General features: G+C 45.0%; 8 protein-coding genes. All 8 read right to left on the minus strand.

Going from position 1 to position 6,656, the window contains the following annotated elements:
• Positions 1-663: 663 nt before the first annotated feature.
• Positions 664-1,275, minus strand: coding sequence for a hypothetical protein (locus FY046_RS23435; RefSeq protein ID WP_446186524.1), 612 nt, complete (start codon positions 1,273-1,275; stop codon positions 664-666).
• Positions 1,276-1,586: 311 nt separating this feature from the next.
• Positions 1,587-2,066: a hypothetical protein gene (locus FY046_RS23440; protein ID WP_446186525.1), complete on the minus strand. Its 480-nt coding sequence runs from the start codon at positions 2,064-2,066 to the stop codon at positions 1,587-1,589.
• Entirely contained in the window at positions 2,066-2,461 is a 396-nt protein-coding gene (locus FY046_RS23445) for an EndoU domain-containing protein (RefSeq protein ID WP_277950367.1), read from the minus strand. The genes FY046_RS23440 and FY046_RS23445 overlap by 1 nt, the downstream gene beginning before the upstream one ends.
• Positions 2,434-2,712 carry an EndoU domain-containing protein gene (locus FY046_RS23450; RefSeq protein WP_421507589.1) on the minus strand — a complete coding sequence of 93 codons (279 nt, stop codon included), beginning with the start codon at positions 2,710-2,712 and terminating at the stop codon, positions 2,434-2,436. Before FY046_RS23450 ends, FY046_RS23445 begins: the two co-directional genes overlap by 28 nt.
• A 276-nt stretch (positions 2,713-2,988) precedes the next feature.
• Positions 2,989-3,462, minus strand: coding sequence for a ribonuclease toxin immunity protein CdiI (cdiI, locus tag FY046_RS23455; RefSeq protein ID WP_346775693.1), 474 nt, complete (start codon positions 3,460-3,462; stop codon positions 2,989-2,991).
• Positions 3,419-5,038 carry a VENN motif pre-toxin domain-containing protein gene (locus FY046_RS23460; protein WP_446186526.1) on the minus strand — a complete coding sequence of 540 codons (1,620 nt, stop codon included), beginning with the start codon at positions 5,036-5,038 and terminating at the stop codon, positions 3,419-3,421. Before FY046_RS23460 ends, cdiI begins: the two co-directional genes overlap by 44 nt.
• 83 nt (positions 5,039-5,121) lie before the next feature.
• A complete protein-coding gene (locus FY046_RS23465) occupies positions 5,122-5,370 on the minus strand; it encodes a hypothetical protein (RefSeq protein WP_167863551.1) in 249 nt (82 codons plus the stop codon).
• Positions 5,363-6,656 (minus strand): VENN motif pre-toxin domain-containing protein (locus FY046_RS23470; RefSeq protein WP_446186527.1); only part of this gene is annotated, 1,294 nt, incomplete at its 5' end. The genes FY046_RS23470 and FY046_RS23465, both read right to left, overlap by 8 nt.

Below are 6,656 nucleotides of genomic sequence, written 5' to 3' on the forward strand. Positions count from 1 at the left end.
TCATAAAGTAGACAGAAGGAATTTGTATTCCGAAAACCTACCTATACCACCTCATCTATCGTGAATAAGTGTTTTAGCCTGTCATGAATTACCTATTCTTTTTATGTTGAAAATATTGAATAAGACAAGATACTGTGCTTAAAAAGCAACCCGAACATATCGCGATCACTGCATATTCAATGAGACTTTCATAACCGAAATAAAATATACCTTTAGTTACATAGAAAAATATGGCCGCCAATAGTTTAATTATAATAAATATGAAGATCATCATTGATGATAAAATAAATGAAAGGTAGGTGAAGTAATGTATTTTTTTCATTTCCCCACTCTTTTTTTGTTTCTTCGACGGTGTCATTTAATACTTTGTTTGCACTTTCGGTACTTGATTCTCCCGTTGGATTACTAATATTACTTACCAGGGTTTTCTATTTTTTTTGAAAAACTGTAACCCAATGAACCATATGATTCCTAAGGTAGATCCAATCATGATGCCTGAATGAGTATCATTCCATAAATCAACCATGCCGTACTGTTTCCACTGACTATCCTGTAAAAATAACAAAATCCTATCAGAAAAAGAAACAAAAATATTCCCAATGGTAAACGTTAGCGTGAATGCAGCCATAAAGAAGAATAGAAATAATAGCTCTCTAAATAATTTCATTTTATGGCACTCTCTGTTTTTTCTTCAAAGTGCTTACCCGCTCTTTCTGAGAAATAGGAACCAACTGCAGCACCACCCTGCGATGGTATAGGGCTTATTTTTGGTGGGTTTGTGATCCAAGGAAAAATCGAGTTTTTCGAGTCTTTGAAACCATTTTTCCAAGGATTTAGATATGCGTTTGTAATTTTTTCAACACCTAGCCCACTGTAATATCCTAAGAATGCTCCTCCTGCTGCACCCACCATTTTGGGGATTGGATTTTTACCATCAATCATACCATCTATGCCAGCACCCACGGTGCTGACGATAACAGTTCCCGGTATTTTCATGCCAGTACTTACTCCCGCAGAAATCGTTGCAATAAACAAGCTTGCAGGATTAAATTGTTCTTTCGGGTCGTTGAGCATGTTTTGTATTTGTGAGGTTGTATTGGCTGCACCTGCAATACCTGCACCAACAAGCCTCTGAGCAACCGCCTGGCTTCCTACCCATTCACCAATTGCAGGTGCAACCGCTTTACTCAGCACGGGTATCGCCAAAGAAATAGTCGCAATTGCTGCTTTAGGTATATTGTTACTCCATTTCAGTTTCTCATAGTTATCAATCACTGGGTTAAGTTGATTAATACTATATTATGTCAGTTTCTTGCAATCTGTGTTGCAGCCTGGGGATTGAATTTATCTTAATAATTAATCTTTTTGTTGAGTCAGTTATTCTTTTGAAATCTCCCCCATCGTTCTGCTGCTGAGTAGCTTCAGCTTTGGATACAGGCTCTATTAGTCGATTTCGTTCTTCATTTGTGGAGGAAGGTTTTTATTTTTCTAGCTAGGGCGTGGTCTGTTCCGCACTCAGATAATTACTCTCCACTGTCTGGTTGTAAAAAAATCCCGTCAGCTAAGGGCGGGGTTTTTATTAATTATTAATAAGGTAAACAATATGCCCCGTCTAAAGAATCATACTGTGTGATAGCATCTCTACCTTCTGCAAGATACTCAACATCGATTGGTTCTGGCGGGAAGTCTTTTGTATAAGATCCTTCCAGGAATAAACGATACTGCTCCAGCACATATAATGTTTGCTCTATGGTTAAAAGCACCTGTTGCTCTTCCACATACTCACACCCAATAAATACTTTATCATGCGTAACCATCACCCAATGGGCATTACCTATTCCGAAGTTGCCTTCAGTTGTTTTTCCTGATGCAAGCTCAGTGAGGTTTTTTAACCAGATATCAACAGAATGAATACCATATTGAATGTCATTGGATAACCACCCTGAAATCTCACGTGCTCCATACCCCAATACCCCTCCATCAAAGGAGTTACGTATTTTTCCACCTACAGGAACAAATAAATTACTATTTTCATCCCACCAGAAAATGATTTTATCATTCAACATTACTTATTCCTCCCTGTATAAACAGGCCATGCAGTCGCACCTGTTCCATCGGGTTTGCCATAATAGCCTTGAATCTTCACACCGCTAGATGATTTCCCGCTCCACATTTCTGTATTAGGTATTCTTTCAGAATTTTTGAACGCACTCTCAATCTCCTGAGCCGTCTGTCTTTTTGACCACTGCTCAGGGAAGAATGTAGTTTCAGCTTTCTTATTTATCCATTGTCCCGTTGCTGGATCTCTCACTGATATATATCCTGTCGAAACGCCATTGGAATCAGGTGTACCCGTTACCTTATCTACTTTAATATTTGAATCACGAATATAGTGGCCACCAGATCCAGCTTTTGTCCCATCCTTGAGGGTTTTCACTTCCCCGTTAAGGATATGATCCATCCTGATATATGCAGTTTGTGAACCTTTGCCAGCCTGCTCTTTAACCAGTTCCAGAGGTGTGGGGGAAGGTTTAAAGTCATCAAGATAGTCACCTGCTCTTTACTAGTATAAACACCACCGGTTCCGGTCTGCGCGAACCACTTAGTATTAGGGGAAGTGGCTATATCTCCGACCTCATTAATGATCTTCTCTGCCGACCAGTTATTCGGGAAAGTAGTTTTCCTGGGTGTCCTGGGAAAATATGACCACAACTCCCCGGCTTATCACCATACAAGATATGCTGTTTCATCTCTGGAGATAGAATATCGACATATTCTTGCTTAAGAATTGGTTTATCATAAGGAATATTATTGCCGTTGAATTTACCACCTGAGTGTTCAACATTAGGAACCGCCCCATTCGGCTTTTGACTAAATTCACCTTCACCGGCCTTCCATGTCGGTAACGATGGCTTAGGTACAACCTTCTATTGATAACTCACTGATGTATAGAGTAAAGACCCAACCGTAAGGGTTGGGGTTTTCAAATCATGAGGGAAATTTAGCCAGTAATTCGTTAACTTTTTCCGTATCTTCGGGGTGAAGCTTGAGATATTTTTCACAGGCTATACGGGTATACTGATAACAAGTTTCTTCACTGACAATGAATGTATCTGCTTCAGAAGGTGGATAGCCCGATGAAAACTCAACACCTTCAAAATGCTCACTTTCATCATAACTTTCCATATCTGGAAAATTACAATATGAACCATCAGTATTATATCCATGCCCATTGGCAAGACATTCAATTACTTCCATAAATTTTCGATCATTATACATGCGATTAAAATAAGACTTAACAATCCAATCATTGTTGGAATAATCGTATGGTAGCTCAAATAAAAATTCATTAAGCTTTGAAAACTCATCCTGATTAGAACTGATGATATTAGTCAAAATTTTACTCCCTTTTAAAATTCTACTTGGGGTGAAAGTTAGTAACTCGCCCAGTTTTCTGATCAAGATAAATCCTGAATATTACCCCACCTGCACTGGCATCATATTGATTCACTCCCTTCGATACAGCTTCTTTATATCCATTTGTAGCAGCTTGCTGACCTAAGTCTAAAATTTTATTATCAGTAAATATTTTAGGATCATAAATCGTCTTTGTCTCGAGATTTTTTTTATAGTTTCCAGTCAATTCCCCGGTACGATCTTTAGTAGGTATCAGATATTTTACTTCTGATATTCCCTTCACAGCCGTAGGTGTTTCACTCACAATTTTCACATTGTATTCCTCAGCCGCAGTGTAAAACGCATTGGAGTTATGTCCTCCCGAGATCCCATTTTTCTGTGTGAATCCATCGACTGTTGCCAGATGCTTCGGCTGATCAATTCTGAAACTCATCCCATCAGGGTAAGTAATAGTGGTGGTGCCTTTATCTATACTGGTTTTGTAATTCAATGAATTAAAGTCATATTTACCAATGGGATGCTCAACGTTCGTCACCGTCTTATCCGGTTTGGGACTAAATTCACCCTCTCCAGATTTCCAGGCTGATGGCGGTATATCAGGTATGGCTTTTTCAGCTTTCGATACTACTTTTGCTACAACCTTCTCCGTCAGTACCGCGCCACCTTTAACAACCCCTGCACCGCCAGCCAGCAGCCCGGCGATATCCGTAACCAGCTTACCGCCTTCAACACCCGCATTAAATGAACCGCTGGCTCCGGCTCGCTGGTATTCCGCTTCCATCCGATCGATACGGTCAATATAGGACTGTTTTACCGCGTCCGACACGTTGCCCAGTACATCTCCACTGTTAAACAGCGATTTCAGGGCGTCATAGGTTTCCTGCGGATTGCTGGCCGTTTTCACGATGCTGTCTATCGTGTCGTACAGCCCTGCCGGAACTCCGGCAATCATCCCCGCTGCATAGCTGCCATCCTGTCCCAAGTCTATCGCAGTCCATTTCGCCTGCGCTCCGGCTTTGCAGGCCAGGGTCTGACATGCTGCGATTTCTTTATCTTTCTGAGCCTGCTGTTTCTCGCTCAGATAGTTATTCTCCGCCGTCGTCTTCCCTGCCTGCGCGGCATAAACGGCACTTTCGGTACTGTCCCCGGCCAGGCCACCGGCCAGCCCGGAGGACAGGGTTGCCAGAGCGCTCAGGGTCTGTTTCTGCGTTTCGGTCAGGTCAGCAGCCGGGGTATCACCGTACAGCTGGTCCTTCAGTATCCCCGCCGTTATCTCACCGAGCGCCGCGCCGGTCGCGCCCGCTGCGGCATTCTGCCCCTGGGCGGCCGCCAGCGCTGCGCCGACGATGGCGTGGGCCACCGCTTTCGCTTCGGGGTTATTGTCGATACCCATTCTGTGACCAATCGCCTCGGCCAGATACGGCGCTGAACCGTTAGCAATGGCCGCAGCGATATCGCCGCCCGCCAGGCCCTGAACCACGGCGGTGGCGGCCTGGATACCCTGCTGGACGGCGCCGCCGGTGCCGAGCCCGGTGGCGTTAAAGGCCTGGTCGTAGAAGTTCTGGTAAACCTGACCGTTGATGGCGTTCTCATCCGGGGTCTGACCCGGATGGGCTTTCACCCAGTCTTTCTGCTCTTTCTCTTTGTCGAAGAACGGACTAATAAAGTAAAATCCCAACCGGAGGCTGGGATTTCTTGTGAAAATTAATCGGGATCTGATGGGGGCGTTTTTCGCGAGTTATACTTGTCGATAAGATTAAAAACTATTGTAGCAACTGTAATTGCTGTTCCTGCAATGCATCCAAAAACAAGTGTTCTTTTTACATGATAGATAGGAAAAAATAACTCTCCTTTTGTTAAAAAAATAAATAACACGCCAACACCCAAAAGCACAAATCCAAGTAAAATACAAAAAAAACATGAATATATAAATAATTTAATATAACTAATCATTTCCCCCCTCCTTTTTTTCTGTGGGAAGTTGAGGTTTAGTATTTACTCCATCTTTGATATATCCACCTAAAATCTCGCTTCCGAAAGAACCTGTAAAATCAAATATTAATCCAGGTATTTCTTTTCCCGTTACTGAGTCCACAATCCCCGGTGCAAACTTACCAAAACCACCGCCAACCCATGCTCCAGTAGCCGCCCCACCAATAGATCCTATATCTGGCCCATCAGTAAACATCGCGCCACCTGCTGCCATACCGGTGTTCTGCCACACTCCCCGCCCCGGAGCAAGCGCTCCCGTAATTCCTGCTGAGATACTTCCCTTATAATCCCAGGTTTTCTTTTCGTTTCCAGGCTGGCTCAGATCGAACCACTGATAACTGCCGTTGGCAATTTCAGATATTATTGCCCCACCCACCACTTTACCCGCCGATGCCGCTGGCCCTAAATAAGCTGCTCCCGCGACCAGCGCGATATCTGTATAACCCTCAACGATAGCCTTCGTTATATTCGCACCATCGGGTAAGTCCCCTTTCACATTTTTGCTTAATGCCGCATTCACTTCTTCCGTTGTCACTCCGGCATCGATCATCGACATGCCAAGCGTAGAAGCTCCCTGACTGTAGTCGGTCATACCTTTTGGCAGACTGAACATCTCGTTATTTTCTGCGGTATTTTTCCCGGCCTGCGCTCCGGCTAATGCTGATGTGCTGCTATCTCCCGCAAGTCCGCCTGCCAGACCACTTGCCAGTGTCGCCAGTGCACTGACAGTCTGTTTCTGCGTCTCTCCCAGGTTATTGAAGTCATCCGTACCATACATCGCTTTTGCAATCGCTGACGTCCCGATGGCTGCTGTAGCCGCTCCGGCAGCAGCACCTGCTGCGTTTCTTCCCTGCACCTCAGCCAGCACTCCTGCAACCACAGCATGAGCCATCACACGACTCGCTTCATCGGGTGCCCGCTTATGTATTTGTTCAGCCAGATACGGGGCCATACCGCCCGCTATCGCGCTGGTGATATCGCCACCCGCCAGGCCCTGCACCACGGCGGTGGCGGCCTGGATACCCTGCTGGACGGCGCCGCCGGTGCCGAGCCCGGTGGCGTTAAACGCCTGGTCGTAGAAGTTCTGGTAAACCTGGCCGTTGATGGCGTTCTCATCCGGGGTCTGACCCGGATGGGCTTTCACCCAGTCTCTCTGCGCCTGGTCCCTGTCGGCATCGGTGATACTGCCCATCTTGTCTCTGGCGTCCTTCGCCGCGCTGATGGCGCCCTGGGTACGCACAATATCC

The organism is Erwinia sp. 1181_3, from assembly GCF_052824965.1.

Bases quoted from the DNA above. Each gene is read 5' to 3' on its own strand.
- FY046_RS23465 (WP_167863551.1), bottom strand. From the start codon at position 5,370: ATGATTAGTTATATTAAATTATTTATATATTCATGTTTTTTTTGTATT.
- FY046_RS23445 (WP_277950367.1), bottom strand. From the start codon at position 2,461: ATGGATCATATCCTTAACGGGGAAGTGAAAACCCTCAAGGATGGGACA.
- FY046_RS23440 (WP_446186525.1), bottom strand. From the start codon at position 2,066: ATGTTGAATGATAAAATCATTTTCTGGTGGGATGAAAATAGTAATTTA.